The sequence below is a fragment of the Arthrobacter sp. 01L42 genome (assembly GCF_056400005.1).
In genome coordinates this window covers 52,353-78,387 of record NZ_JBFTSL010000004.1, presented here as the reverse complement: position 1 = coordinate 78,387, position 26,035 = coordinate 52,353, and the positions used below count along the sequence as shown (strand labels likewise).

Sequence of the window (26,035 nt, the reverse complement as noted above, 5' to 3'; positions counted from 1 at the left end):
CCGTGACCGGAAACGGTGCCTCACGGGTGCATGCAAAAGGGGTGGCCACCGTGGTGACCACCCCCTTAGCGTGTCTGGCTAGTGCCTGACTGGTGTCTGGCCAGTCTGACTAGGAACCGACGCGGAAGCGCGTGAAGGCAGTTGCCTTGACGCCGGCTTCTTCGAGGACCTGTGCGACAGACTTCTTGGCATCCTTGGCGAATGCCTGGTCAACGAGGACCTCGCCCTTGTAGAAGCCGGTAACGCGGCCTTCGACAATCTTGGTCATCGCAGCTTCGGGCTTGCCCTCGGCCTTGGCCGTTTCCTCGGCGATGCGGCGCTCGGACTCGACGAGATCGGCCGGAACGTCCTCACGGGTGAGGTAGTTCGGAGCCATGGCGGCGACGTGAACGGCGACGTCGTGGGCTGCGGTGGCAGCCGCTTCGCCTTCGCCGTCAACAGCGAACAGCACGCCGACCTGGGCCGGGAGGTCCTTGGAGGTCTTGTGCAGGTAAGCGTCGACCGTGGCGCCCTCGATGCGGGAGACGCGGCGGACAACAACCTTCTCGCCCAGAACGGCGCCCTCTTCGATGACGACCTCGGACAGCGGCTTGCCGTCGACCTCGGTGGCGAGCAGGGTCTCGAGGTCGGCAGCGCCGGACTCGACGGCCACAGCCAGGACCTTGTCGGCCAGCTGGATGAACTTGTCAGCCTTAGCGACGAAGTCGGTCTCGCAGTTGACTTCGATCATCACGCCGACGCCGTTGGCGACCTTGGCGGCAACCAGGCCTTCGGCGGTGGAGCGGCCTTCGCGCTTGGTGGCGCCCTTCAGGCCCTTGATGCGGATGATTTCGATGGCCTTCTCGGCGTCACCGTTGGCTTCGTCAAGAGCCTTCTTGACATCCATCATGCCGGCGCCAGTGCGCTCGCGCAGAGCCTTGATATCAGCGGCAGTGTAGTTCGCCATGTGAACCCCTCTGTCTAGAAATTTATGTGGTGTACGGACCGACAGGACGGCTGCTCACCGAGTGAGCGGCCATCCTGTCGGTACCCCCTATGCAGCTGAGCGCATGTGGGGAGATCCAGATTTACTTGTCTGACTACTTGGCTTCGTCGGCGGCCGGTGCTTCTTCAGCAGCCGGTGCGTCCTCAGCGGCCGGAGCAGCTTCGGCGGCCGGTGCTTCGTCAGCAGCCGGTGCAGCCTCAGCGGCGGGCGCTGCGGCAGCTTCAGCCTTGTTGCCTTCGAGGAGCTCGCGCTCCCACTCGGCCAGCGGCTCTTCCGGAGCTTCCGTGGTGCCGGTGGCGCGCTGGTTACGGGCGATGAGGCCCTCAGCAACGGCGTCGGCGACAACGCGGGTCAGCAGGTTGACGGAGCGGATGGCGTCGTCGTTACCCGGGATCGGGAAGTCGACTTCGTCGGGATCGCAGTTGGTGTCCAGGATGGCCACAACCGGGATGTTCAGTTTCTTGGCCTCGTCGACAGCAAGGTGTTCCTTCTTGGTGTCAACGATCCACAGCGCGGACGGCGCCTTGGTCAGGTTGCGGATACCACCGAGGTTGGTTTCCAGCTTGGTGAGTTCGCGGCGAAGGAGCAGCAGTTCCTTCTTGGTGTAAGCCGAACCGGCGACGTCGTCGAAGTCGATCTCTTCGAGTTCCTTCATGCGCTGGATGCGCTTGGAGACCGTCTGGAAGTTGGTCAGCATACCGCCGAGCCAACGCTGGTTGACGTAGGGCTGGCCAACGCGGGTGGCCTGCTCGGCGATGGATTCCTGCGCCTGCTTCTTGGTGCCGACGAAGAGAACGGTGCCGCCGTGTGCAACGGTGGCCTTCACGAACTCGTAGGCACGGTCGATGTAGGACAGCGACTGCTGCAGGTCAATGATGTAGATACCGTTGCGCTCCGTGAAGATGAAGCGCTTCATCTTCGGGTTCCAACGGCGGGTCTGGTGTCCAAAGTGGACGCCGCTGTCAAGCAGCTGGCGCATAGTTACGACGGGCATGCCGACGCTCCTTCCGGCAGGTCATTCATGAGAGAGCCCATGGCCCTCTTACCCTGCCAATAGTTGACGGTTGTTTAGCATTCGCCCGGGGCGGGCGTTGCTCCTGGCATCCACTGCGCTTCCCATCCGCGCCATATGGACATGCCATGTGGAACGGACCGCAGGGGGCGCAGTCCTCCGCATCGGAAGTTTCAGGCTTCTTTTGAGGAGGGCTGGATACGCGTAGTCAGCTGCTGCTCCCCCGCACCCCTGAATGAGGCGTGCCGGCTTCGGCAATCACGAATATCGCGACTTACAAGCGTGAGGGCACAGCAAACTGCTCCACCAAGTGTACTACAGCGGCCCCGCCCAGGAGGACGGTTTTGCCGCGGCAGCGGTGCGGGGTTCGGGGGCTTTGGCGGGGGCCGGGGGCACCTTATCCACATAGCCATGGCGGGAGATTCCGCCCGGGGTGCTGCCTTGACAGGCTGGGGCCATGAAGCTCCCACTTGGCCTGCGGGCCCTGCTCCTGGCGGCACAGCTCCTGGCGGCATTGTTCCTGGCACCTCCCCCCATCACCGCCGACGCCGATATCTCCGCCGCTGCCCATGCCTACGCCGCCGACGCCGACGCTACAGACGCCGGCTACGCCGCCGCCCGGGCTGCGATTTCCTCCGGCCGGGGCTCCCCGAGGGCGGGGCCGGTCCCTGCGTCCGCCTGGAGCTGGCCGCTGAGCCCGCGGCCGGCGGTGCTCCGCGCCTTCGATCCCCCGGCCAAGCCGTGGCTCAGCGGTCACCGCGGCGTCGATCTTGAGGCGGCCTTCGATGGCGCCCCGCTCAAGTCGCCCGCCGCCGGGACGGTGAGCTTTGTCGGGACGGTGGTGGACCGGCCGGTCATCACGATCGATCACGGCAACGGGCTGCGCAGCAGTTTCGAGCCGGTGGCGAGTTCACTGAGGGCGGGGTCCGCCGTGGCGGAGGGCGATGTCCTGGGGCAGGTGCAGACCGGCCACTGCGGCCCGTCCCCGCCCTGCCTCCACTGGGGCGTCCGCCGCGGCGAAGACTACGTCAACCCGCTGGCTTTCGTGATGGACCTTCGGCCGTCGGTTCTGCTCCCGCCCCTGAATCCGGGTCCGTGATGCAGCATTTGGCGCCGTCTTTGATGCGCGGATCGTCCATTGACGCCCGCGGGCAGCCGCGGCGACCGTTTGGCGCCCGTCAGACGATCGCTGAAATGCCCGTGATAGCCCGGCCGGTGACGAGGGTGTTGATTTCGTGCGTGCCCTCATAGGAGTAGATGGCTTCGGCGTCCGCAAAGACTTTGGCCATCTCGAAGTCCGTCACGATCCCGTTCCCGCCGAGGATGCTCCGGCCCAGGGCCACGCTTTCGCGCATCCGCGCGGTGGTGAAGGCCTTGGCCAGCGCGGACTGCTCGTCGTTCGCCTCCCCCGCGTCCTCCAGCTGGGAAAGCCTCACCATCATGCCCATGGAGCTGACCGCATTGCCGAGGATCTGCACGAGCTGGTGCTGGATCAGCTGGAAGGAGGCAATCGGACGGCCGAACTGGCTGCGTTCCACGGCGTAGCGCCGGGCGACGTCGAAGGCCGCGAGCTGCTGGCCCACCGCTTGCCAGGCCACGGCCAGGCGGGTGACTTTCAGGACCTTGTTGGTGTCGCGGAAGCTGTTGGCGTTGGCGAGCTTGAAGAACTCCGGCACCACAACGTTGTCGAGCGTGATGTCAGCGTTCTGCACCGTGCGCAGCGAGATCTTGTTCTCGATTTTCACGGCACTGTATCCCTCGGTCTTGGTGTCCACGAGGAACCCTTTGACCTGGTTGTCGTCGACATCGCGGGCGTAGATGACCACCCAGTCGGAGAAAGTCGCGTTGCCGATCCAGCGCTTGGCTCCATTGAGGATCCAGTTATCGCCGTCGCGCCGTGCCGTGGTGCGCGTACCGCCGGCGACGTCGGAGCCGCCCAGGGGTTCGGTGAGGCCGAAGGCGCCGATCTTCTTGAGCGAGTAGATCTCGGGAAGCCACGCGTCCTGCTGCTCCTGGGAGGCAAGGGCTTCGATGGAGCCCGTGAAGAGCCCGTCGTGGACGCCCATGAACGTCGCGATCGACGTGTCGGCGCGGGTGGCCTCCGCGTGCAGGATGCCTGCGAAGAGGTTCGAGTAGCCCTGCCTCCGGACGGGGCTGACCAGGTCGATTTCGGCGAGCTTCGGGATCAAGTCCATGGGGAACTCCGCGCGATTCCAGCAATCGACGGCGATCGGCCGGACTTCGCGGGTGAGGAACTCGCGGACTTCGGCCAGCCTGTCCTGCTCCTTGGCGCTGAGCAGCTGCTCGAACGCAAAGAAATCGCCATCGGCGTAGGGCAGGTTGTGGATGTCGATGGCAGCTTTGGACATGGTGTTCCTTCACTCGATCAGCGGGGACCAAAAGGGCGCGGGCTTCGCGCGGGCAATATGTTACTCATCAGTAACTTATCGCAGTGTCGGGACGCCTGCAAGTGCCGGCCCAACGAAACCCGACAAAAAGGGAGCCGCGGCCGACGTCGGACGTCAGCCACGGCTCCCGTGGTTGCGGACCCCGGATGAGGAGGCCGCCGCAGAATTGAAAGTAGGGCTACTCGGACTTGAACCGAGGACCTTAGGATTATGAGTCCCGCGCTCTAACCAGCTGAGCTATAGCCCCCTGCGCCCGGAGCCAGACCTGGCCCGCGGGGGCCGGATTGGTTCCGGCAAAAATACTCTAGCAATAGTAGACGCATCACACGTGCATGCCGCCACCGGCAGGCGGCCTGCCGGTGCTGCCCCGGGTGCTCTTGGACTGGACGCCGTGGAACCTGCAGCGTTCGGAGGGGCTGCAGTTCTGCCAGGCGATGTGCCTAGAGGACCAGGTCGTCGTAGCTCGCGCCCCGGTAGATGTCCTCAAACGTCTGCAGCGTGCGCGCGATACCGTGGCTTTCCACCATTTCGCGGCTGGTCTTGCCCATCGCATCACGCTCGTGGTCGGGCAGCGAGAACACACGCGTCAGCTTGGCCGCGAGGTCATCGCTGTCGTTGGGGATAAAGAGATAGCCATTTTCCCCGTCGCGGACCAGGTGCGGCAGCGCCATGGCGTCGGCCAGCAGGACTGGCGTGGACGCCGACATCGCCTCCAGGGTCACGAGGGACTGAAGTTCTGCCGTGCCGGGCATGCAGAACACATCGGCCGTGATGTAGGCCGTGCGAAGTTCGGCGTCACTGGCCAGGCCGAGGAACCTGACCCTGTCCTTCAGTCCGAGCCGGGCGACCTGCGCCTCCAGGGCAGGGCGGACTTCTCCGCCGCCGACGATTTCGAGGTGGATGTCCAGTTCTTTGGGCGTCTTGGCGACGGCATCGATCAGGACGTCCACGTGCTTCTCCTCCGCCAGCCGGCCGGCGAAGAGGACCGTTGGGCTGGCGTGGCGTTCCACCGTTTCGTCGGGATGCAGCTCGTAGGCTGCGGCGTCGATGCCGTTGGAAAGGGGCAGGACCTGGCGGAGGAAGGCGTGCTGGTGCATGGCTTTGGCGGCAAGCGGCGTGGGTGTGGTCACGACGTCGGCTTGGCCCATGACCTTGCCCATGTCCCGCCAGGAGATCCGGCCCACAATGTCTTTGAACCACTGCGGGAACGGCAGGAAGGGGTTCAGGTTTTCGGGCATGAAGTGGTTCGTCGCCACCACCCGGATGCCGCGCTTCACGGCCTCGTACAGGACGTGCTCGCCGATCATGTAGTGGCTCTGGATGTGCACCACGTCCGGCTGGATGCGGTCGAACAACAGCCCGATTTCCTTCTTGATCTCCCAGGGGAAGGTGACCCGGAAGTACTCGTGCGTGGGCACCGAGTGGGAGCGCAGGCGGTGGACGGTAGCCTCGTCGCTGAACTCGCTGTAGCTCGGGCCCCTGCCCGGGCGGCACGCCAGGACGTGGACATCGTGACCCCGGGCTGTCATGCCCTTGGCGAGGCGGTAGCCGAACTGGGCGGCGCCGTTGACGTGGGGCGGGTAAGTGTCAGCGGCAATCAGGATGGTCAGCGGGGGCTGGTTGTCGGACGTAGTCACGTGAAGAGCTCCTGGTGGTCGCTGTGCGGACAGCTGGATCAATGGCGGCCGGCTGGCAGTCGGCACAGGCGCGCCGGGCCTGCAGCCGAAGTCTGGACTGACGCCCTAGGACCTGCCCGCTGCCTTCCGCGCGTCCTTCTTGCGCTTGGTGACTTCCGGGTGGTGCCTGGAGAGGGCTATGACTCCCACGATAGCAAGCAATGCGGCCGTCGCCATGGCAATAGCCGTCACGGGTTGGACATCCGGACGCAGTTCTCCCAGAATCACGATGCCAATCGCGATGCCCACGATGGGGTCGATCACCGTCAATCCGGCGATCACGAGGTCAGGCGGTCCGCTGGAGTAGGCGTTTTGGACAAACCACGATCCCAGAGCGCCTGCAGCAATAATCGCAACGACGCTGTACCACGGCACATTCAGCAGGAACTGCCCATTTGGATCGAGCAGATGCCTGCCAATGATGCGGGTCAGCACAGCAACGAAGCCGAACAGGACGCCGGCGCCGAGGATGTAGACGAAGGCGCTCATGCGGTGCCTGAACAGAACCGCGAGCGTGCCAAAGGCCGCAACCGCAATGGCCAGAAGCAGCACGATTGTCAGCTCGTCCTCGCTGCTGACGTTGTGATTCTCCTGCGTGGCGGTGACGGCCAGCAGCACGAACAGCGCTGAGCCGGTCACGCAGAGCGAGATGGCCACGACGGTTGCCCGGTTCATGCTCAGGCCCTGGTCCTTGGTGTTGACCACGGTGGTGATGACCAGGGCGATCGCGCCGATCGGCTGCACCACGGTCAAGGGCGCCATGACGAGGGCGATCGCGTTCATTCCCATCCCGGCGCACAGCAGAAGGAACCCGAATACCCAGCGGGGGTTACGCACGAGCCGCAGCAGGCCGTGGGTGCTCAGCGCCAGGCCGCCGGTATCGGCCTTGACCGCACTGCCCTGGCGCTGTGCCCCAAACGCCAGGCAGAAGGCGCCGAGGACCGCAAGCAAAACCGCAACCCAGACCATCAGCGGGAGCCGCCGTCGTTGGCGCGAAGCTGCCTGCCCTTGCCGATGATGGCCCAGACGTAGTTGTAGGCCGCGATCCAGTGCCCCACGAGCCCCAATCCCAGGAAGATCCACGCGACCGTGGCATAGACGTCCGCGGCGGGCACCGGAAGCTTGGAGAGCACCAGCAGCGGCGTGCCCACCAGCAGCAGGCCCGTCCGGATCTTTCCGATGCGGCTCACCGGCAGATCCGGGTGGCCGTGGAAATAGAACACTGACAGAGCCAGCAGGACTGCGTCCGGGACCAGCAGCGCGGCGAGATACCACCACTCGACGACGCCTGCGATCACGAGGGTCACGGCGACGGCGATCAGGGAGAGCCTGTCCGCAATCGGGTCCATGACCCGTCCGAGGTTGGACATCTGATTGAAGCGGCGGGCGATGTAGCCGTCCACCCAGTCGGTACTGGCCATGACGGCGAGCACGAGGGCACCGTAGCCGTACTTGTGCTCCGAGAGGACCAGCCAGATGAATAGCGGAACGCCGAGGAAGCGCACCACGGTCAGGACATTGGGAACCGTGAAGACCGCGTCGCGGTGGACGAGGGGCTGCCCGGGGCGGGCGCCGGCGCCGATGAATTTCATCGATTCCCCCTTTCCGTGGACGGCAACGGTTTGGCGTTTAGGTTCAGGGATCTGTCTAGCCCTTTATCAGCCTGCGCACCAGGACCGCGAGGGCGGCCCCAGAGGCGGCGAGCACAGCCAGGGGCTTCCAGCGCCGCTTGATCGTGTCGGCCAGGCCCTGCCCGTCAGCGGAAGTGGCCGACCCCGCCGAGGATCGGGCTGAGGCGCGGAAGCCTGCGATCTTGTCGCTGAGCTGCTCCTTGCCGTCCTGGAGCCGGACCTGGGCGGCCGACAGAAGGGTTTGGGCCTGGGTCTTGACATCGAGTTCGCGGCCGAGGTCGTCGCGTACGCCGGTAAGGTGCGTGCGCCGCAGGTCCAGCCGGCGTCGGAGTTCAGCCTCTGTGGGCGGCGGCCCGAAGTCGGGCTTGGCGGCAGCCTTTGCTTCCTTTTCCGCCGTCGCCTTGGCGGCGGCGGCTTCCTTGGCGGCCTTCGCTGCTTTGTACTGCTCGGTGCTCGGATCCAGGATCCTGGCGTCGAAGGCGGAGCCTTCCTTGGCGATGCCGAGATCGTACTTGAGCCCCCGGATCGTCTCCTCGGGGACCAGTGGCATGAGCTTCTTGAACTTGTTCTGCCCGATGAGCGCCCCGATCGCGGCGATAATCAGGCAGACGGCGGAGACCAACAAGGCGGCGAGCCACGCGGGCATGATGGTGGCCAGTCCCATGATCGCTGCAATGAAGAGTCCGATCACCAGGAGTCCAACGAAGACAAGGGCGACGGCGAAGAAGGCACCGGCGACGCCGAGCTGGGTCCCCTTGCGTTTGATTTCGGCCTTGGCCAGGGCAATCTCGTCACTGAGTTGCCGGGGCGCCAGCTTGAAGATCATCTTCAGGGTCTGCGGCAGCGCGGAAATGCGCAACCCACCGCCTGTCCCGCCGCTGTGACGTCCGCTCATCGGTCCCGCCTAACTGGTGCCATCCGTCGATCCGCTCTCGCGGGCTTGCCGGGTCTGGACAGCTTCGCACAGACCCCGGTGTCAAAACTATCATTTAGGCTCTTGGGAGGCCTTTTCGGGCAAGGTGTGGCGCGCCCGCCCAGCCACCGGCCGGCCACTCCGGCGGGCCCTAGGATGGACCACTGTGAGCACACCCCACAATCCCGGTGATTCCCTGAGCCGCCGTCGTAAATTCCTCTACATCCTGACGCTCGGCGCTTTGACCGCCCTCGGGCCGTTCACGGTCGACCTCTACTTGCCCGCATTCCCGGCCCTGGAAGACAGCCTTGGCGTCTCCGCGGCCGCGGTGCAGCTGACGCTCACGGGGACGACCATCGGTTTCGCGCTGGGACAGCTGGTCGTGGGCCCGCTGAGCGACAAGTTCGGCCGGCGCCTGCCCCTGATCGTGGCGACAGCGGTCCACATCGCGGCGTCCCTGGGCGCAGCGCAGTCCACGGACATCGCCACGCTGGGTTTCTTCCGTGTCCTCATGGGTGTCGGGGCTGCAGGGGGCGGCGTGGTGGCCATGGCCATGGTCCGTGACCTGTTCAGCGGCTACGCGATGGTGCGGATGTTCGCGAGGATGGCCCTGGTCAACGGGCTGGCCCCGATCCTCGCCCCGGTCATCGGCTCCCAGCTGCTGTTGCTGATGCCCTGGCCCGGCATCTTCTTGTTCCTGGCCGCCTACGGGACCTGCGTCATCATCGCGGCCCTCTTCGTGATCCGGGAGACCCTGCCGCCGGAACTGCGCGGCAAAACCGGGATGACCATGGGCCAGCGTTACAAGGTGCTGTTCTCCGACCGGATCTTCGTAGGCCTGCTGCTGGTGGGCGGGATGAACTTCGCGGGCCTCTTCACCTACCTCTCCGCCTCGCCTTTCCTGTTCCAGAATGTCTACGGGTTCACGCCCCAGCAGTACGGCCTGCTCTTTGGTGTCAACTCGCTGGGCATCGTGGCAGGCGTGCAGACCAGTGCGCGGCTCATCAAGCGCGTCCCGCCGCAGTGGATCCTGGCTTGTTCCACGGCCTGGATGTTCGTCATGGCCGTCCTGATTGTCGTCTTCGACCAGCTGGGGTTCGGGCTGTGGGGCGTCCTGGTGCCGCTGTGGTTCTACATCCTGGGCGCCGGTTTCACCTTCCCCACCGTGCAGGTCCTGGCCCTGGCCAAACACGGAGCCCAGGCCGGAACCGCGGCTTCACTTCTCGGCGCGGCGACCTTCTTGATGGCTGGCCTGGTCTCGCCGGTGGTCGGCTGGCTCGGCGTCAGCTCCGCAACACCGATGGGCGCCGTCCAGGCAGTCTGCATCCTTCTGGCGGCGGCTGCACTGTGGCTGGTTGTTCGGCCCAGCACGGTGCCACCGATCCAGTAGCCGGGCCATCCCCCCGGGGGGACACGCCCATTCTTCACGGCCTCCCCACGGGACATGCCCATTCTTCACGGCCTCCCCCACGGGACACGCCCATTCTTCACGGCCTCCCCCACGGGACATGCCCATTCTTCACGGCCTCCCCCACGGGACATGCCCATTCTTCACGGCCTCCCCCACGGGACATGCCCATTCTTCACGACCTCCCCCACGGGACATGCCCATTCTTCACGACCTCCCCCACGGGACATGCCCATTCATCGCGGCCTCCCCCACGGGACATGCCCATTCTTCACGGCCTCCCCCAGGGACATGCCCATTCTTGGCGCCCGGGGCTGGACATATTGGCACTATGCCCATCGGCCAGGACCACCACTGGACATGTCTCCAAGGGCATCCCGCCAGCACTGAGCATGTCCCCCGGACAGCCCAGTACAGCGAACACCGTGGCCCGACCCTGTGCCTGTGGCGCTGCCCAGCCACACCTTGCACCCCTGTGCCTGTGGCGCTGCCCAGCCACACCTTGCACCCCTGCACCCCTGTGCCTGCGGCGCTGCCCAGCCACACCTTGCACCCCTGCACCCCTGCACCCCTGCACCCCTGCACCCCTGCACCCCTGCACCCCTGCACCCCTGCACCAGTAAACCCGCACGCCCGCGCATCCCTGCGACCCTGCAGCTCTTGTCCTCTGGCCCGTCGCTCCGCCAACATGGCCTGCACTCTGGCCTCTGCCCTATGGCCCCGCCCAGCCGCCCACGCAGCCCTGTCCGTGGCCTGCAGCCCTTGCGCCCCCCCGTCGCGCCCTGTTCGACGTCCGCGCCGGGCGATAAAGTTATTTCATGCCCGACAGGCAGGATCACCAGCCCCTTCCGGCCACTTGGCAGCGGTGCGACGCCGGAATCCTGCCCCTGTGGTGGGATCGCTTGTGCGCTCAGACCAGTCCGCAGTCGGCGGCCCTGTTCGCCGCCGGCCTGTTCACCGAAGACCGCCGCCGCCCAATCGCCCAGTGGTACAACCCCGCATATGACTCCGCCCTCCTCGTGGCACCGGAATCTTCCCCGGAGTGGCCGGTGCAACGGTTCGGCATCTTCTATGCGCCCCCGGGCGGCGGATTCACCCAGGTGCACTCGGCGCCGCATGAATGGCACCCGCGGGAACCTCGGAAGTCCCCCACGGAGCTGGAGGCCTTCCAGGCAGCGGTCGCCGAGGCCCAGCGCTTCCTTCAGGTGGAAATGTACTTCGTCTGAACCTCCACCTGAACCGCCCGCCACTGCGTTGCCCGGCGGAAAGCCCTGGCCATTGACGGGGCAACAAAAAAGAGGAAATAAAAAAGGTCCCGCGGCTGGTTTTCACCGGCCGCGGGACCTGTCCGCTCCTCCTGCTGGACTTGAACCAGCAACCCTTCGATTAACAGTCGAATGCTCTGCCAATTGAGCTAAGGAGGAATGAAGCAGGTACGACATTAGCAAAGGTTTTGCCGGTAGGGAAATCGGCCACGGGGCCAGCGCCAGCCAGTCGCGAAATACCCCCTCCGGGTATAAAAAAGTCCCCGTTCCGGAACCCGGAACGGGGACTGCGCGCTCCTCCTGCTGGACTTGAACCAGCAACCCTTCGATTAACAGTCGAATGCTCTGCCAATTGAGCTAAGGAGGAATGAAGCGGGTATAAGCCTAGCAAACACCAGCCCGGGAAACGAAATCGGCGGCTCAGGCCTCCGAGCGCAGGGACCGCCGCTGCATCTCAAGTTGCATGAGTTCGCGATTCAGCCGCTGGAATTCCTCGGGGTCGGCCGAGGCGTCCAGACGCTGCAGCTGGCCCATCTTCTCGGCCTTGACCCGGGTGATCTGGAGCTCGAACAAGCGGGCGAGGATGTCCTTGCAGTAGCGCAGGACGCCTTCGGGGGTGTTGGCCGGCAGGGGCACCACGGAGAGCTCGGACACGAGCGGGCGAAGGGGCTCGGGGACCTCCTGCAGCAGCTGCTCGACCCAGCGCACCGGATCCCCCGAAAACCCGAGTCCGGTGGCCCGGATGGCCTCGTGGATGGCCAGGTAGGCGGGTGTGGAGAACCGCGCCTCCGAGAAGCGCTGCCACGTCTCGCCCTCGAGCATGCCGGGTTCCTGCAGCGCGACCTCGAGCGCCTGGCGCTCCATCGCGGCCACGGGGTCCCGGGGATCGGGGCGGTTGAAGGACGGGAGTACGGCCGACGGCGGCAAGGGGGCAACGCCGGGCGCCGTCCCGGCAAAGCCGCGGCCGGACCCTGCATACCCCTGCCCGCCCCCTTGCCCGTGACTCTGGGCCTGGCCGCCGCCCGGCGGAGCCGATGCAGCCTGTGCGGCGCGCTTGGTCGCCGCGCCGACGGCCCTGCTGACCTCCTCGACCGGCATCCCCAGCCAGCCGGCGAGCTCCCGGGCATAGGCCGGCCGGATTCCGGCGTCGCGAATCTGCGCCACCACGGGCGCGGATTCACGCAGGGCCGCGATCCGGCCCTCGACCGTGTCCAGATTGTGCCGCTTCAGGGTGGCCCGGATGGCGAACTCAAACAGCGGGCGGCGGCTACCGATCAAATCCCGGACGGCGGAGTCGCCCTTGGACTGGCGCAGTTCGCAGGGGTCCGCGCCGTTGGGTTCGACCGCCACGAAGGTTTGTGCGACAAACCGCTGGTCTTCTTCGAAGGCGCGCAGGGCCGCCTTCTGCCCGGCGGCGTCGCCGTCGAACGTAAAGATGACCTCTCCCCCGCTGCCGTCGTCGGAGAGCAACCGGCGGGCGATCTTGATGTGCTCGGTGCCGAAGGCGGTCCCGCACGTGGCTACCGCCGTCGGAATGCCGGCCAGGTGGCAGGCCATGACGTCGGTGTAGCCTTCCACGACCACGAGCTGGCGGTCTTTGGCGATGTTGCGCTTGGCGAGGTCGATTCCGTAAAGGACCTGGGACTTCTTGTAGAGCGCGGTTTCGGGGGTGTTGAGGTACTTCGGGCCCTGATCGTCCTCGTAGAGCTTGCGGGCACCGAAGCCGATGGTGTCGCCGGCGATGTCCCGGATGGGCCAGATCAGCCGGCCGCGGAAACGGTCATAGATCCCCCGGCCGCCTTCAGAGAACATGCCGGTCAGCTTGAGTTCCGGGTCCGTGTAGCCGCGGCCGCGGAGGTGCTTGAGGAGCGAGTCCCAGCCCTGCGGCGCGTAGCCCACGCCGAACTGTTCGGCCGCCGCACGGTCGAAGCCGCGCCCGTAGAGGAAGTTGCGGCCCTCTGCGGCGCCGGGGGTGAGCAGCTGGGCACGGAAGAACTCGTCGGCCACCTTGTGCGCGTCCAGCAGCCGCTGGCGCCGGCCGATGTCCTCCCGGTTGGGCCCGGAGCCGCCGTCCTCGTAATGGAGCTCGAAGCCGATCCGGTGGGCCAGCTTCTCGACGGCCTCGTGGAAGGAGATGTGGTCCAGCTTTTGGACGAAGGAGATGACGTCGCCGTCCTCGCCGCAGCCAAAGCAGTGGTACCGGCCAACCTGGGGTCGAACGGTGAAAGATGGTGAACGCTCGTCGTGGAAGGGGCACAGACCCTTGTAGGACCCGAGCCCGGCTCCCTTGAGCGTCACGTAACCGTCGACGACTTCCTTGATGTCGGTGCGCTGGCGTACTTCATCGATGTCTTCGCGTTTGATCAGGCCGGCCACATTGCCATCCTAGTCCCCGGGTACGACGCCGACGGGCCGGCCATGGCGGCCCTCACCACAGCGACGGCAGGCTGCCCACGAGACGCTCGTACATGGCCAGCGCCGAGCCGTCCGTCAGCGACGCGACCTGGTCGATGACGACACGCAGCCGCGCGGCGTCGTCGCCCGCGTCGAGCCAGTCGGCGGCGAACATCGGTTCCAGATGGCGGTCCCCCGTGGCGCTGAGCGCGGTGACGAGCGCATGCAGGACCTCGCGCTGGCGCTCGTAGATGGGCTGCCGGTGTTCGGTGGTCATCACGAAGGTGGTGGCCAGGCCCTTCATGACCGCGATTTCCATGACGGTTTCATCCGGGACGATCAGCTCCGCGTTGTAGCGGGTCAGGTTTTCCGGGCCGTAGACCGTGCGGGTGGCCTCCAGTGCGCTCTGGCAGAAGCGGCCGATGAGCTGGCTGGTCATGTCCTTGAGCGCCGCCATGGCTTTGCGGCTGCCGTCGGCCTCGCGCACCCAGACGTCCGTGGCCTCCAGCCGGGCCAGGGCGGCGTCGATCGCGGCGGGATCGTTGTGCGGCAGGTACCACTGCTTGGCGTAGCCGACGACGCGGGCGCGGTGGTCCGGGTTGTCCATCCAGCGCAGCTGGAAGTGCCCTGCTACGATCGCGTCCTCGACGTCGTGCACCGAGTAGGAGATATCGTCCGCCAGGTCCATGACCTGCGCTTCGAGGCAGGACCGGCGTTCCGGGGCGCCGTCGCGGATCCAGTCGAAGATGGGGAGGTCGTCCTCGTAGGCACCGAACTTGCTGGTCCGCTCCCCGTGGATGACGGGGGCGTTTACCGCGGACCACGGGTATTTGGCGGCGGCATCGAGACTGGCCCGGGTCAGGTTCAAGCCGGCCGGCCGGCCGTCGGCGGCGAGGACCTTTGGCTCCAGCCGGGTCAGCAGCCGCAGCGTCTGGGCGTTGCCTTCGAAGCCGCCGATCCCGTGCGCCACCTCGTTGAGGGCGGCTTCGCCATTGTGGCCGAAAGGCGGGTGGCCGAGGTCGTGGCTGAGGCATGCGGTGTCCACGACGTCGGGGTCACAGCCCAGCGCACGGCCCAGTTCGCGGCCCACCTGGGCAACTTCGAGGCTGTGGGTGAGCCGGGTCCGGACGAAGTCGTCGGTATCCGGGGCCACCACCTGGGTCTTCGCGCCGAGCCGGCGCAGCGCCGAGGAGTGCAGGACCCTTGCACGGTCACGCTCGAAGTCCGAGCGGTAGGTGCTCTTGGGCGGCTCCTCGACCCAGCGGGCCCAGTCGCGGGAGGTATACCCGTCCAGGACGGGCGCGGTGGTCCGGGTCTCAGCCACCGGAGACATCCAGTTCGGCGAAGGAAATATCGCGGGTCTGGGCGTCATCCAGCGTCCGGTTCAGCAGCCAGTCCTTTGGCAGTGCCGGTTTTTTGGGCGAACCAGCGCGGCCGCGCGGACCCTCGGCGTCGCCTCCGGGATACGGCGAGTCGAGGTCCAGCTGGTCCAGGGTGCCGCGCAGCACCTCCAGGCTGGTGACGAGCGCCAGCTTGGTCCGCAGTTCGCTGCCGACCACGTAGCCCTTGAAGTACCAGGCAATGTGCTTGCGGATTTCGCGCAGGGCTTTGCCCTCGTCCCCGAACGTCTCGACCATGAGCTCAGCGTGCCGGTACACGCTCTCGGCAACCTGGCGCAGGTCCGGCCGGTGCCGCTGGTCGCTGCCTTCGAACGCGGCCATGAGGTCGCCGAACAACCAGGGCCTGCCCTGGCAGCCACGGCCGACGACGACGCCGTCGACACCCGTTTCGCGGACCATCCGGACCGCGTCCTCCGCGGACCAGATATCTCCGTTGCCGAGAACGGGAATGTCCGGCAGGGCCTCGCGCAGCCGGGCGATGGCGGACCAGTCGGCCTGGCCGGAATAGAACTGGGCGGCCGTGCGGCCATGAAGGGCGACGGCTGCGACGCCGGAATCGCGGGCAATCCGGCCGGCATCGAGGTAGGTCAGGTGGTCCTCGTCGATGCCCTTGCGCATCTTGATGGTCAACGGGACATTGCCCTTGGAGGCTTCCTTCACCGCGGTCTGGACGATGGAGGTGAAGAGGTCGATCTTCCACGGCAAGGCCGATCCGCCGCCGCGCCGGGTGACCTTGGGCACGGGGCAGCCGAAGTTGAGGTCGATGTGGTCCGCCCGGTCCTCCTCCACCAGCATCCGGACGGCCTGGCCGACGGTGACGGGGTCCACGCCGTACAGCTGGACGGAACGGACTTTTTCGTCGTCGTCGTGCGAAATGATGCGCAGCGACTCCGGCGTGCGCTCGACGAGGGCCCGCGAGGTGACCATCTCCGCCACGTACAGGCCGCCGCCGTATTCACGGCACAGTCTGCGGAAGGCGGAGTTGGTGATGCCCGCCATGGGAGCCAGGATCACGGGGGTGTCCACCGTGATCGGGCCCAGCTTCAGGGGCGGGAGTTCCAGCTTGGGGGCGGGAGGGGTTGCTACAACAGTCACCCGACCATTGTCTCAAAGACGGGCAAATCGGCCCGGTCCCGCTCCGGCTATGTGGAAATCTTCCCGATCTGGCGGCGTCCGGGGTGCCTGCAGATTCCTCGTCAGCCCCGCAGTGCGGCCCGCCGCCCGCGGCGCGTGGCAGCACCGGCGCCGTCGGTCCCGCCTGGGTCGGACCCGCCCCAATCCGGGGCGGCCCCATCCGGCGCGATCCGGTCCGACGCGGGCCCTTCCGGCCGGCCCCGATCCGACGGAGTCCGTTCCGACGGAGTCCGTTCCGACGCGGGCCCTGCCACCGCACCACCCCTGATGCCGGTGGCCTTGACCACCAGCACGGCGATGAGGGTGGTGACCGGCACGGCCAGGACGAGGCCCACGGAGCCGACGAGGGTGCGGATGACTTCCTCGGAGAGTTCGGCGCTTGTCAGGGCGTCCCCGAGCGGCCGCTCGTAGAGCATGACCAGGATCAGCACCGGCAGGGCCGCGCCGGCGTAGGCAAACGCGATGGTGTACACGGTGGAGGCGATGTGGTCCCGGCCGATCCGCATGGCGGACGTGAAGAGCTGCCGGGCGCTGGTTTCGGGGGCGAGTTCCCACAGTTCCCAGACGGCCGAGGACTGCGTGATGGTGACGTCGTTGAGCACGCCCAGCCCGGAAATGATCAGTCCGCACAGGATGATGCCGGAGATTGAGATGTTGTCCGAGATGTTGGTCAGGGTGGCAGCGTCGTGGCTGCCCACACCGGCGAGGTTGGCGGCGTCGGTGGCCCAGGCCGCCAGCAGCGCCGTAATAGCGAGGCCGAACATCGTCCCGAGCAGCGCCGTCGACGTGCGGGCGGAGAAGCCGTGGGCGAAGTAGAGCACCCCGATCATGATCACCGTGGATCCCACGAGAGCCAGCAGCAGCGGCGGCTTGCCCTCGACCAGCCCGGGCAGCATGAACGAGACAAGCACAACGTACGCGCCGACAAGCCCGATCAGGGCCCGCAGTCCGCGCCAGCGCGCCACGGCGATCACCACGACGGCGTAGAGCACGGCCAGGAAGATGATGGGCAGGGTCCGGACAAAGTCGACGAAGACATAGGCCGGCGCGCCCTGGCCCGCGGCGTCCTGCACCTTCGAGAGGTTCAGGTAGCGGATCCCGTCCCCGGGCTTCACGCCGTGGGACTTCGCGACGTCAGGGTTGATGACCACTTTCACCGGGTTGCCGCCCTTGTCCGGCTCAGTGTATGCGAACGTGCATTGAGAGCCCTCGTTCGGCGGCTGCGGCGCGGCGCCGGAACCGGAGGTGCCCTGCTGGGCGGCGTCACCGCCGGCCTGGATATCCGAACAGCTGCCGACGACGACCCGCTGGATCTTGCCGGTGTCAAACGTCACCCCCGGGGCCGCCGCGTACGGGCTGGCCAGCGTGATGCCTTCCTTGCTTCCCGACGGCCACATGAAGGCCATGGCCGCCAGGGTCAGCAGCGTCAGCGGGATCAGGATGGCAGCCAGGATCCAGTTGGCCTTCTTCCGCGCAGCCAACATTTGAGGCGTCGGCTCCGGATGTTCGTTGTGGGAGTGCGAGTGTCCGGCGCCCATCAGCAGTTCAACCTCATGCCGAAAACTTTACGGCGTGGGCGGTTCCGCTCAGGACCGATGACGCCGCGCTTACACCGGCGCGATGTTCTGGTTGACGTGGAAGAGGTTCTGCGGATCGTATTTGGCTTTGACCTCCCTCAGCCGCTTGTAGTTCTCCCCGTAGTTCTCCGCAACCCTGGGCAGATCATCGCCATCCATGAAGTTGATGTAGCCCCCGGGGGCAGAATAGGGCCGCAGGGCGGCCGCGTAGTCCCTCACCCACGCGATGTTTGCCTCGTTTTCCGCGGGGTCCATCCACTGCGCCGCGATCACGGGCGAAAACTTCACGTTCCGGTTGGCGAACGCCGTGTCCGTCGCGCCCACCCGCTGGACCGCACCATCGATGGGGTAGATGTGTACCGCGGTCTGCACACTGGGGACCTTGCTGCCGTGTTCGATGTGCGCCGCGATGGCACCGTCGTTCAGTTCCGCCAGAAAATCCGCTTTCCAGTAGGCCTGCATGCCAGGGGGCTGCAGCGGGTCGAAAGCCGAGTTCAAGGCGGGGTACGGCATTGGTCCCACCATGGATCCCGCCGCCGGCGCGGCGTCCAGGAACGGCTGCCAGCGTGCCGGACCTTCCGCCGGATCACCGGTCCACATGCCGACGATGACGCACACCGGTTTGCCATGCCATTCCTCGGGCAGGAACGGAACAGGAGGACCCTGGTGGAAGCCCAGGAACGCGCCAAACTCTTCAGGGGCGGTAGCCATGTAGTCCCGGTAAAACCGCGCCACCGTCTCGGCATGCTCGATGGGGTAAATGATGATGCCGGCGTGGACCATGTCCACGGGGTGCATCCGGTACTCGAACGACGTCACGACGCCGAAGTTCCCGCCGCCGCCGCGCAACGCCCAGAACAGGTCCTCGTTCTCGCTTTCGCTGGCGGTAAGGAATCTTCCCTCGGCCGTGACGACGTCGGCAGAGAGGAGGTTGTCGCAGCTGAGGCCATACTTGCGACTCAGGTATCCGATGCCGCCGCCGAGGGTCAACCCGGCGATACCGGTCGAGCCGACAATGCCGCCGGGAGTTGCCAGCCCGAAGGCATGGGTCGCGTGGTTGAAGTCGGCCCACGTCGCACCCGGCTCCGCGCGCGCCGTCGCGGCTGCCGGATTAACCCGGACGCCGGTCATGTTGGAGAAATCGATGACCAGGGCGTCATCCCACGTGCCAAAGCCCGGGGCACTGTGTCCTCCACCGCGGACCGCCAGGTCCAGGGAGTTGTCCCGGGCGAAGTTGACGCAGGAGATGACATCGGCCACCTGGGATACCTGGGCCACCGCTGCCGGCCTCTTATCGATCATGCCGTTGAAGACTGCCCGTGCCGCGTCGTAGCCGGCGTCGCCGGGCGTGATGATCTGCCCGCGGACTTGCCCGCGCAGGCTATCGAACTGTGTTCCGTTCATTTTGTATACCGTCGATTTCGTCGTGAGATTCGACCGGACGGTTCTCTGCGCTCCCAGCCGGCGTGGCGCCCGGAGGTTTACCTGCTCATGCCTACTCTTCCCGCATTTCCCCGTCAAGGGCGCCAGCAAATGCACGCATGCCGGCCGCACCCATCACCGGGGGCGCCGGCTCCGAATCCACACTAGGGACCACCGGCCTTGACGGGACCGGGCCGCAACCTATGGTTGGTAATTGACGGACGAAGGACCGGAAGGACACATACGTGGCAATGCGCAAACTCGACGACCGCGAGCCGGAGGCGGGCCGTTCCGGGCCCGCCGCCAAAGCCGTGCTGACCATCGCCGAAGCCGCCGGGGAGACCCGCGGAGTCGTGTTGATCCTGCACGGCGGTCGGGCCGACAGTTTTGATGCAGTCCGCGGCCGGCACCTGAGTCCGGCCCGGATGGTGCCCTTCGCCCGGGCGCTGCACAGGCAGGGCGGCCCGCACGGGCTGGCCGCGTGGACCCTGCGCAACCGCTACCGCGGCTGGAACGGGGAGGACATGTCCCCCGTTCACGATGCCCGCTGGGCGCTCGCCCGGATCAGCCAGGAACATCCCGGCGTGCCGGTGTACCTGCTGGGCCACTCCATGGGCGGTCTCACGGCGCTGTGCGTGGCCGACGACCCGCAGGTCGAAGCCGTCGTCGCGCTCGCGCCGTGGCTGAACCACAAGACTTCGGTCCAGCCTGTCGCGGGCCGCCGCGTCCTGATCGTCCACGGGACCGAGGACCGCTGGACCAGCCCGGCGAACTCACTGGACTACGCCCGGCGCGCCGAGGGCGTCGCCGCGTCCGTTGACTACGTCTCGCTCAAGGAAGCCGGCCATTTCATGATCCGCCGGCTGGCACTGTGGAACGTGCTTGCGAACGGTTTCGTCCTGGACGCTTTCGGCGAGGCAACGGAGGCCGATGTTTCCGGCGCCAGGGACGCATTGCGCAGCGCCCTCGGCGGAGCCCCGCCGGCGGCCGGAACGCGTATGCCGGTGGTGTTGTGATGCCGCCGTTCCCGCTCGATGCCTTCCTTGGAAGCCTGCCCTGGGTCATCGCGGGACTCGTGGTGCTGCTCGGGGTGACTTTCGCGGTTGCCGTGCGGCAGAACCGGCACTCCGTCATCGACACCGCCTGGGGTCTGGGCTTCGTGGTGGTGGCCGGCATCTCCTGGGTGCTTTCGGCCGGATACGGCGACGCCGGCAGGCGGCTGCTGCTGCTAGCCCTGGTCGCCGTGTGGGGCATCCGCCTCGCCGTCCACATCGGGGCACGCGCACGCGGCGGCCACGAGGACCCGCGCTACGTGGACATGCTCGCCGGAGCGCCCGGATCACGCCACGTCTATGCCCTGCGGCGGGTCTACCTGCCCCAGGGGCTGGTGATGTTCTTCGTCTCGCTCACTATCCAGGTCGGCATGTTCGCCACGGGAAGCCTGGGCTGGCTGGCGTTCGCCGGCGTCCTGCTCTGGATCCTTGGCTTCGTGTTCGAGACGGTCGGCGACTGGCAGCTGACGCAGTTCAAATCCGATCCCGCCAGGCGCGGCACCGTCCTCAACACCGGCCTGTGGCGCTACACCCGCCACCCCAACTATTTCGGCGACGCCGCCGTCTGGGCAGGGCTGTTCCTGGTGGCGGCCGGTTCCTGGCCGGGTGTCCTGACCGTTCTCTCCCCCGCCCTGATGATCTGGACGCTCGCCGGCAAGACGGGGAAGCCGCTGACGGAAAAGGCAATGTCCGCGCGTCCCGGGTACAAGGAATACATCGACTCCACCTCCGGCTTCCTGCCCTGGCCGCCCCGGCGGCGGGTGGGCGGACACTGACGTGCGCGGCCCGGCAGGTGCCCGGCACGGGCTGGGCTGGCGGCCCGTGAAGTGGCGGCCGGAGCCCAGCGACCGGTTCTACCGTTTCATTGTCCGCACCGGGCTGGCGCTGCGCTGGCTGTTCCGGATCCGCGTCCTCGTCACGGGGCGGGAGCACCTGCCCCAGCCCGGGCCGCCCACTGCCTCAACCCGAAGCGCATCAACCCGCCTCCCGTCCCGCCCGGTGGTGCCCGGCCAGGGCGCCGTGGTCGCGATCACGCACTTCGGCTACCTCGACTTTGCCTTTGCCGAGATGCTGCTGTGGTGGCACAACCGGGCCCAGCTGCGTTTCCTCATCACGCAGGGCGCCGCCGACCACTGGTTTGCCGGCCCCGCGGTCAGCGCCGCCGGGCATGTGGTGGTCGGGTACGGATCGGGAGCACACGCTTACGACGCCGCCGTAGCCCGGCTGAGGGAGGGCGAATACGTCGCCGTTCTGCCCGAGGCCGGCGTGAGCCGAAGCTTCACGGTGCGCGAATGCAAGACCGGTGCGGTGCGGATGGCCGCTGAGGCCGGCGTGCCGATCATCCCGGTCTCCATCTGGGGCGCCCACCGGCTGATGACCCGCCACCATGCCTTCTCGCCGCGGCGCGCCTGGCGCGCCCCGGTCCGCATCCACGTCGGCGAGCCGATCCTTCCGGGCTCGCTCCCGGACCCGTCCGACGACGCCCGGACCGCGACGGCGCGCCTGGCCAAGACCCTGCAGGACGGGATCGACGCCGGCATCGCCGACTTCCCCCTGCGACCGGCCCCCGGGGCCTGGTGGATGCCGGCCGGTCTCGGCGGCGGCGCCCCGACTGAGGAGGAAAGACGCCGGCTCGACAAGGCCGACGGCCCCCGGCGCGCAGGTGCCAAGCGCCGATAAGCCCTACTTCCGCCATCGTCTTGACTAAACTCCATGGGGTACAAAAAGCACTCAATGGAGAGGGACACCTGTGGCAAGCACAGTCGTGACCAAGAGCGGAACCGAAGAACGCGGTCTCGCACGGATAGCCCAACGAATGGCGGCATGGACGGAGCGGTGGTTCCCGGACGCCTACATCTTCGCCCTCGCCGGCGTCGTCATCATCGCGGTGGCCGCACTCGCCATCGGCGCCACGCCCCAGGCAATCGCCGACTCGTTCGGCAACGGCTTCTGGGACCTGACGGCCTTTACCCTGCAGATGGCCATGGTGGTCCTCACCGGCTACGTCGTGGCCACCTCCCCGCCCGTGGCGGGACTGATCAACAGGCTGGCGCTCGTGCCGTCAACGGCGCGGACCGCGGTGAGCTTCGTGGCCGTGCTCGCCATGTCCGTGTCCTTCCTCAACTGGGGGCTCAGCCTGATCTTCGGCGGGCTGCTGGCCCGCGCGATTGCCCGCCGCAAGGACCTGACGGTGGATTACCGTGCCTTGGGCGCGGCGGCGTTCATGGGCCTCGGCGCCGTCTGGGCCCTGGGGCTGTCCTCCTCTGCCGCGCAGCTGCAGGCCACGGCCGCTTCGCTGCCGCCGGCGCTGCTGAAGATCACGGGCATCCTGGACTTCGGCACCACGATCTTTACCTGGCAGTCGCTGCTGACGCTGGCCATCCTGATGGCCCTGACCACCGTGATTGCGCACTTCTCCGCGCCCCAGGGCGGCTCGATCCGCACCGCAGAGGACCTGGGCGTGGACCTGGACGACGAGCCGGCCGAGTCCGCGCCGCGTTCCCGGCCGGGCGAATGGCTCGAATACAGCCGGGTCCTGCCGATCCTGGCGGGCGTCCTCACGCTGGGCTGGCTCGTCTCGCAGTTCCTCACCAAGCCGTTCCTCAGCGTGGTCAGCAGCCTCAACGGCTACCTGCTGGTGTTCCTCATCCTGGGCCTGGTCCTGCACGGGACGCCGCGGAACTTCCTCCAGGCCGTGACGAAGGCCGTCCCGGCCACCGCGGGCATCCTCGTGCAGTTCCCGCTGTATGCGGCGATGGCGGCCATCCTGACCAAGGCCACGGGAACCGGCGGCATGAGCCTCTCCACCCACCTCGCGGCGTTCTTCTCGGACATCGGCAGCGGCGGCGGCTTCGCCGTCGTCATTGCCCTGTACACGGCTGTACTCGGCATCCTGGTCCCCTCCGGAGGCGGAAAATGGCTGGTGGAGGCGCCCTACGTGATGCAGTCGGCCACCGACGTGCAGATGAACCTCGGCTGGACCGTGCAGATCTACAACATCGCCGAGGCGCTGCCGAACCTGGTCAACCCGTTCTTCATGCTGCCGCTGCTCGCGGTGCTGCGGCTGCGCGCCCGGGACCTGGTGGGCTTCACCTTCCTGCAGTTCGTCTTCCACCTGCCAGTGGTCCTGCTGCTCGTCTGGCTGCTGGGCATGACCTTCGACTTCGTGCCGCCGGTGATGCCCAAATAACTGCTTTAACGCATGCTGACCCGCAGCCGTGGCCGTTATCAAGCTTTATACGGCTACAGCTGCGGGTCAGTCGGGTTAAGGCCTAGGCCGGGTCGGAGACGACGAGCGTTTCCGAGCCCTGGACATGGGCCTTGCCGCTCTCGAGCAGCGGTTCGACGACGGTGCGCAGGGCGGTCATTGCGTCGTCCAGTTCGAGCATCACCGGGTGCTGGTAAGCGATCAGGGCCAACAGGTCCCGGACGGCGGCCTTGGCCTCGTCCGCGCCAAGCTTGGGCTCGTGGCCGAGGAACACCTCAGTTGGCTCAGTGGTCGAGGCCGCGCCGGCATCGGCGCCGCCGTCGGCTCCCGGAATTCCCTGGGCGTAGCTGACGGCGAACCCCTCCAGCCGGCCCTTGCGGCTGGCCGCGATGCCGTGTCCGAAGGCACTGGCCTTGGGCGCCCGCAGCACGATCGCTCCGTGGGCGCCGCTGAGGTCATCCAGGAACAGGCGCTGCACCGCGGCGACGCTCAGCTCCCCCGGGCTGTCCCAGCCGTGCACGGCGGTGTAGTAGCGTCCCACGACGTCGCTGAGCTCCACCGAGCCCGTGGCCAGGTCTTCGACCTGGTCGGTGGCCGCGGACTCCGAACCGTCGCCGAACACCGGCAGCTTGAGCGGAGCCGGGTCAACGACGACGAGGCGGGAGCGCTGGATCGGGGCCAGGCCCGCGGCCTCGGCAAACGCCGCACCGGGGGTGCCCGGCTCCACTTTGCAGCGCAGTCTGGACACGCCCGACGGCGCCTGGGCGGCCTCGTGCCGCAGCATGGTCAGCAGTGTGGACCCGAGGCCGGCGCGGCGGTGGTCCCGGGCGACCTCGACATACGCCCAGAGCCGTTCAGGGTGCAGCGAGGCCTCGTGGACCACGGCGGCCGCCACCGGAATGGCGACACCGTCCACAACGTCCTCGGCCACGATGCAGCGGCGCCATGGGGAATTGCCCGAGGGCGACAGCGTCCCGCGGAACTGTCCGGCCTGGACGGTCTCAGGGCCGCCCCAGATTTCCAGCAGCGCGAGGTCGTCGCCTTCCCGCCATTCCCGGTATGCGATGGCCATGTTCAGGCGCCGATCAGCCGTGCGGCCAGGTAACCCTCCACCTTGTCCAGGGAGACGCGTTCCTGGCTCATGGTGTCGCGTTCGCGGATGGTGACGGCCTGGTCCTCGAGCGTGTCGAAGTCCACGGTGATGCAGAACGGGGTGCCGATCTCGTCCTGGCGGCGGTAGCGGCGGCCGATGGCGCCGGCGTCGTCGAACTCGATGTTCCAGCTCTTGCGCAGCTGCGCTGCGAGGTCCTTGGCCTTCGGGGACAGGTCCTCGTTGCGGCTCAGCGGCAGCACGGCCGCCTTCACCGGCGCCAGGCGCGGATCGAGCTTGAGCACCGTGCGGATGTCCACCCCGCCCTTGGCGTTGGGGGCCTCGTCCTCGGTGTAGGCATCGATCATGAAGGCCATGAACGAACGGGTGAGGCCGGCCGCGGGCTCGATCACATACGGGGTGTAGCGTTCGTTGGTGGCCTGGTTGAAGTAGCTCAGGTCCGCGCCGGAGGCCTTGGCGTGGGTGGAGAGGTCAAAGTCGGTGCGGTTGGCGATGCCCTCGAGCTCGCCCCACTCCGAGCCCTGGAATCCGAAACGGTATTCGATGTCCGTGGTGCCCTTGGAGTAGTGGCTGAGCTTGTCCAGCGGGTGCTCGAAGAAGCGCAGGTTCTCTTCGCGGATGCCCAGGCCCGTGTACCAGGACATGCGTTCCTTCATCCAGTACTCGTGCCACTGCTCGTCGGTGCCGGGCTCGACGAAGAATTCCATCTCCATCTGCTCGAACTCGCGGGTGCGGAAGATGAAGTTGCCGGGCGTGATCTCGTTGCGGAAGGACTTGCCGATCTGGCCGATGCCGAAGGGCGGCTTCTTCCGCGAGGTGGTCAGGACGTTGGAAAAGTTCACGAAGATGCCCTGGGCCGTTTCGGGCCGCAGGTAGTGCAGGCCTTCTTCGCTGGCGACGGGGCCAAGGTAGGTCTTGAGCAGCCCGGAGAATTCATGCGGCTCAGTCCACTGGCCTCGGGTGCCGCAGTTGGCGCAGGCGATGTCCTTGAGGCCGTTCTCGGCGGGACGGCCCTTCTTCTCCTCGTACTCTTCCTCGAGGTGGTCCGCGCGGTAACGCTTGTGGCAGGACAGGCACTCCACCAGCGGATCGGAGAACACATCGACGTGGCCGGAGGCCTCCCACACCTGACGGGGCAGGATGACGGAGGAATCCAGGCCTACGACGTCGTCGCGGCCGCGGACCACGGACTGCCACCACTGGCGCTTGATGTTTTCCTTGAGCTCGGCGCCGAGCGGGCCGTAGTCCCACGCAGAACGGGAGCCACCATAGATTTCACCGGCCTGGAAAACGAATCCCCGGCGCTTGGCGAGGGAAATGATCTGGTCGAGGACGGATTTTGCTGCCATGGGAACTCCAATTTTCTACAGGGCCGCTGGGTGCGGTCCGTGGTGTTGGCCCCGGGACGCCGGCTGGTTGCCGGCCGGGACGATACGAAC

21 protein-coding genes and 3 tRNA genes are annotated in these 26,035 nt (G+C 67.0%); 7 read left to right on the top strand and 17 right to left on the bottom strand.

Features of this window, described 5'->3' with window-relative positions; translation table 11 throughout:
• Window positions 1-109: 109 nt before the first annotated feature.
• Both tsf and rpsB read right to left on the bottom strand, forming a co-directional pair.
• Window positions 110-946 (bottom strand): translation elongation factor Ts, encoded by an 837-nt coding sequence (tsf, locus tag AC1DN2_RS04625; protein ID WP_476849394.1) that lies wholly within the window; start codon window positions 944-946, stop codon window positions 110-112.
• A 133-nt stretch (window positions 947-1,079) separates the two neighbouring features.
• Complete coding sequence (gene rpsB / locus AC1DN2_RS04620; RefSeq protein ID WP_476849393.1) at window positions 1,080-1,979, bottom strand: 30S ribosomal protein S2; 900 nt, start codon at window positions 1,977-1,979, stop codon at window positions 1,080-1,082.
• Window positions 1,980-2,454: 475 nt separating this feature from the next.
• Between rpsB and AC1DN2_RS04615 the strand changes: the two genes are divergently transcribed.
• Window positions 2,455-3,096: a M23 family metallopeptidase gene (locus AC1DN2_RS04615; protein WP_476849392.1), complete on the top strand. Its 642-nt coding sequence runs from the start codon at window positions 2,455-2,457 to the stop codon at window positions 3,094-3,096.
• A gap of 79 nt (window positions 3,097-3,175) precedes the next feature.
• On the opposite strand, the gene AC1DN2_RS04610 is transcribed toward AC1DN2_RS04615, so the two are convergent.
• From AC1DN2_RS04610 to AC1DN2_RS04585, 6 genes are all read right to left on the bottom strand, one after another.
• Entirely contained in the window at window positions 3,176-4,366 is a 1,191-nt protein-coding gene (locus tag AC1DN2_RS04610; RefSeq protein ID WP_476849391.1) for an acyl-CoA dehydrogenase family protein, read from the bottom strand.
• Between the two features lie 212 nt (window positions 4,367-4,578).
• Window positions 4,579-4,652: transfer RNA gene (locus AC1DN2_RS04605), tRNA-Ile, on the bottom strand.
• 193 nt (window positions 4,653-4,845) lie between these two features.
• Complete coding sequence (locus AC1DN2_RS04600; RefSeq protein WP_476849390.1) at window positions 4,846-6,042, bottom strand: glycosyltransferase; 1,197 nt, start codon at window positions 6,040-6,042, stop codon at window positions 4,846-4,848.
• A gap of 105 nt (window positions 6,043-6,147) precedes the next feature.
• Window positions 6,148-7,050 carry a DMT family transporter gene (locus tag AC1DN2_RS04595; RefSeq protein ID WP_476849389.1) on the bottom strand — a complete coding sequence of 301 codons (903 nt, stop codon included), beginning with the start codon at window positions 7,048-7,050 and terminating at the stop codon, window positions 6,148-6,150.
• The gene (locus AC1DN2_RS04590; RefSeq protein ID WP_476849388.1) at window positions 7,050-7,673 is read right to left on the bottom strand and encodes a CDP-alcohol phosphatidyltransferase family protein; all 624 of its coding nucleotides are present in this window, start codon (window positions 7,671-7,673) and stop codon (window positions 7,050-7,052) included. Before AC1DN2_RS04590 ends, AC1DN2_RS04595 begins: the two co-directional genes overlap by 1 nt.
• A 55-nt stretch (window positions 7,674-7,728) precedes the next feature.
• Entirely contained in the window at window positions 7,729-8,607 is an 879-nt protein-coding gene (locus AC1DN2_RS04585) for a phage holin family protein (RefSeq protein WP_476849387.1), read from the bottom strand.
• Window positions 8,608-8,791: 184 nt separating this feature from the next.
• On the opposite strand from AC1DN2_RS04585, the gene AC1DN2_RS04580 reads away from it, so the two are divergent.
• On the top strand, window positions 8,792-10,015 hold the full coding sequence (locus tag AC1DN2_RS04580; protein WP_028278281.1) for a multidrug effflux MFS transporter: 1,224 nt from the start codon (window positions 8,792-8,794) through the stop codon (window positions 10,013-10,015).
• 836 nt (window positions 10,016-10,851) lie between these two features.
• Window positions 10,852-11,259 (top strand): hypothetical protein, encoded by a 408-nt coding sequence (locus tag AC1DN2_RS04575; RefSeq protein WP_476849386.1) that lies wholly within the window; start codon window positions 10,852-10,854, stop codon window positions 11,257-11,259.
• Between the two features lie 125 nt (window positions 11,260-11,384).
• Here the strand turns inward: AC1DN2_RS04575 and AC1DN2_RS04570 are convergent.
• The 7 genes from AC1DN2_RS04570 to AC1DN2_RS04540 form a co-directional block, all read right to left on the bottom strand.
• Window positions 11,385-11,457: transfer RNA gene (locus AC1DN2_RS04570), tRNA-Asn, on the bottom strand.
• A gap of 135 nt (window positions 11,458-11,592) precedes the next feature.
• Window positions 11,593-11,665 (bottom strand) — tRNA-Asn (locus tag AC1DN2_RS04565).
• Window positions 11,666-11,718: 53 nt separating this feature from the next.
• Window positions 11,719-13,674, bottom strand: a complete 1,956-nt coding sequence (gene dnaG / locus AC1DN2_RS04560) for a DNA primase (RefSeq protein ID WP_476849385.1) — start codon at window positions 13,672-13,674, stop codon at window positions 11,719-11,721.
• A gap of 52 nt (window positions 13,675-13,726) precedes the next feature.
• Complete coding sequence (locus AC1DN2_RS04555; protein WP_230009400.1) at window positions 13,727-15,025, bottom strand: deoxyguanosinetriphosphate triphosphohydrolase; 1,299 nt, start codon at window positions 15,023-15,025, stop codon at window positions 13,727-13,729.
• The gene (dusB, locus tag AC1DN2_RS04550; protein WP_018774562.1) at window positions 15,009-16,187 is read right to left on the bottom strand and encodes a tRNA dihydrouridine synthase DusB; all 1,179 of its coding nucleotides are present in this window, start codon (window positions 16,185-16,187) and stop codon (window positions 15,009-15,011) included. Before dusB ends, AC1DN2_RS04555 begins: the two co-directional genes overlap by 17 nt.
• Window positions 16,188-16,288: 101 nt before the next feature.
• Complete coding sequence (locus AC1DN2_RS04545) at window positions 16,289-17,764, bottom strand: YibE/F family protein (RefSeq protein ID WP_476849384.1); 1,476 nt, start codon at window positions 17,762-17,764, stop codon at window positions 16,289-16,291.
• A gap of 69 nt (window positions 17,765-17,833) precedes the next feature.
• Entirely contained in the window at window positions 17,834-19,207 is a 1,374-nt protein-coding gene (locus AC1DN2_RS04540) for an FAD-binding oxidoreductase (RefSeq protein ID WP_476849383.1), read from the bottom strand.
• Window positions 19,208-19,476: 269 nt separating this feature from the next.
• On the opposite strand from AC1DN2_RS04540, the gene AC1DN2_RS04535 reads away from it, so the two are divergent.
• The 4 genes from AC1DN2_RS04535 (at window position 19,477) to AC1DN2_RS04520 (ending at window position 23,467) form a co-directional block, all read left to right on the top strand.
• The gene (locus AC1DN2_RS04535) at window positions 19,477-20,241 is read left to right on the top strand and encodes an alpha/beta hydrolase (protein ID WP_230008914.1); all 765 of its coding nucleotides are present in this window, start codon (window positions 19,477-19,479) and stop codon (window positions 20,239-20,241) included.
• Window positions 20,241-21,053, top strand: coding sequence for a DUF1295 domain-containing protein (locus AC1DN2_RS04530; protein ID WP_476849382.1), 813 nt, complete (start codon window positions 20,241-20,243; stop codon window positions 21,051-21,053). Before AC1DN2_RS04535 ends, AC1DN2_RS04530 begins: the two co-directional genes overlap by 1 nt.
• 46 nt (window positions 21,054-21,099) lie before the next feature.
• Window positions 21,100-21,957, top strand: a complete 858-nt coding sequence (locus tag AC1DN2_RS04525; RefSeq protein WP_476849490.1) for a lysophospholipid acyltransferase family protein — start codon at window positions 21,100-21,102, stop codon at window positions 21,955-21,957.
• Window positions 21,958-22,027: 70 nt separating this feature from the next.
• The gene (locus AC1DN2_RS04520; RefSeq protein ID WP_476849381.1) at window positions 22,028-23,467 is read left to right on the top strand and encodes a short-chain fatty acid transporter; all 1,440 of its coding nucleotides are present in this window, start codon (window positions 22,028-22,030) and stop codon (window positions 23,465-23,467) included.
• A gap of 82 nt (window positions 23,468-23,549) precedes the next feature.
• Here the strand turns inward: AC1DN2_RS04520 and AC1DN2_RS04515 are convergent, their stop codons facing one another.
• Together AC1DN2_RS04515 and AC1DN2_RS04510 are read right to left on the bottom strand one after the other, a co-directional pair.
• Window positions 23,550-24,557, bottom strand: coding sequence for a GNAT family N-acetyltransferase (locus tag AC1DN2_RS04515; protein WP_476849380.1), 1,008 nt, complete (start codon window positions 24,555-24,557; stop codon window positions 23,550-23,552).
• A 2-nt stretch (window positions 24,558-24,559) separates the two neighbouring features.
• Window positions 24,560-25,945 carry a glycine--tRNA ligase gene (locus AC1DN2_RS04510; RefSeq protein WP_028278290.1) on the bottom strand — a complete coding sequence of 462 codons (1,386 nt, stop codon included), beginning with the start codon at window positions 25,943-25,945 and terminating at the stop codon, window positions 24,560-24,562.
• Window positions 25,946-26,035 lie beyond the last annotated feature (90 nt).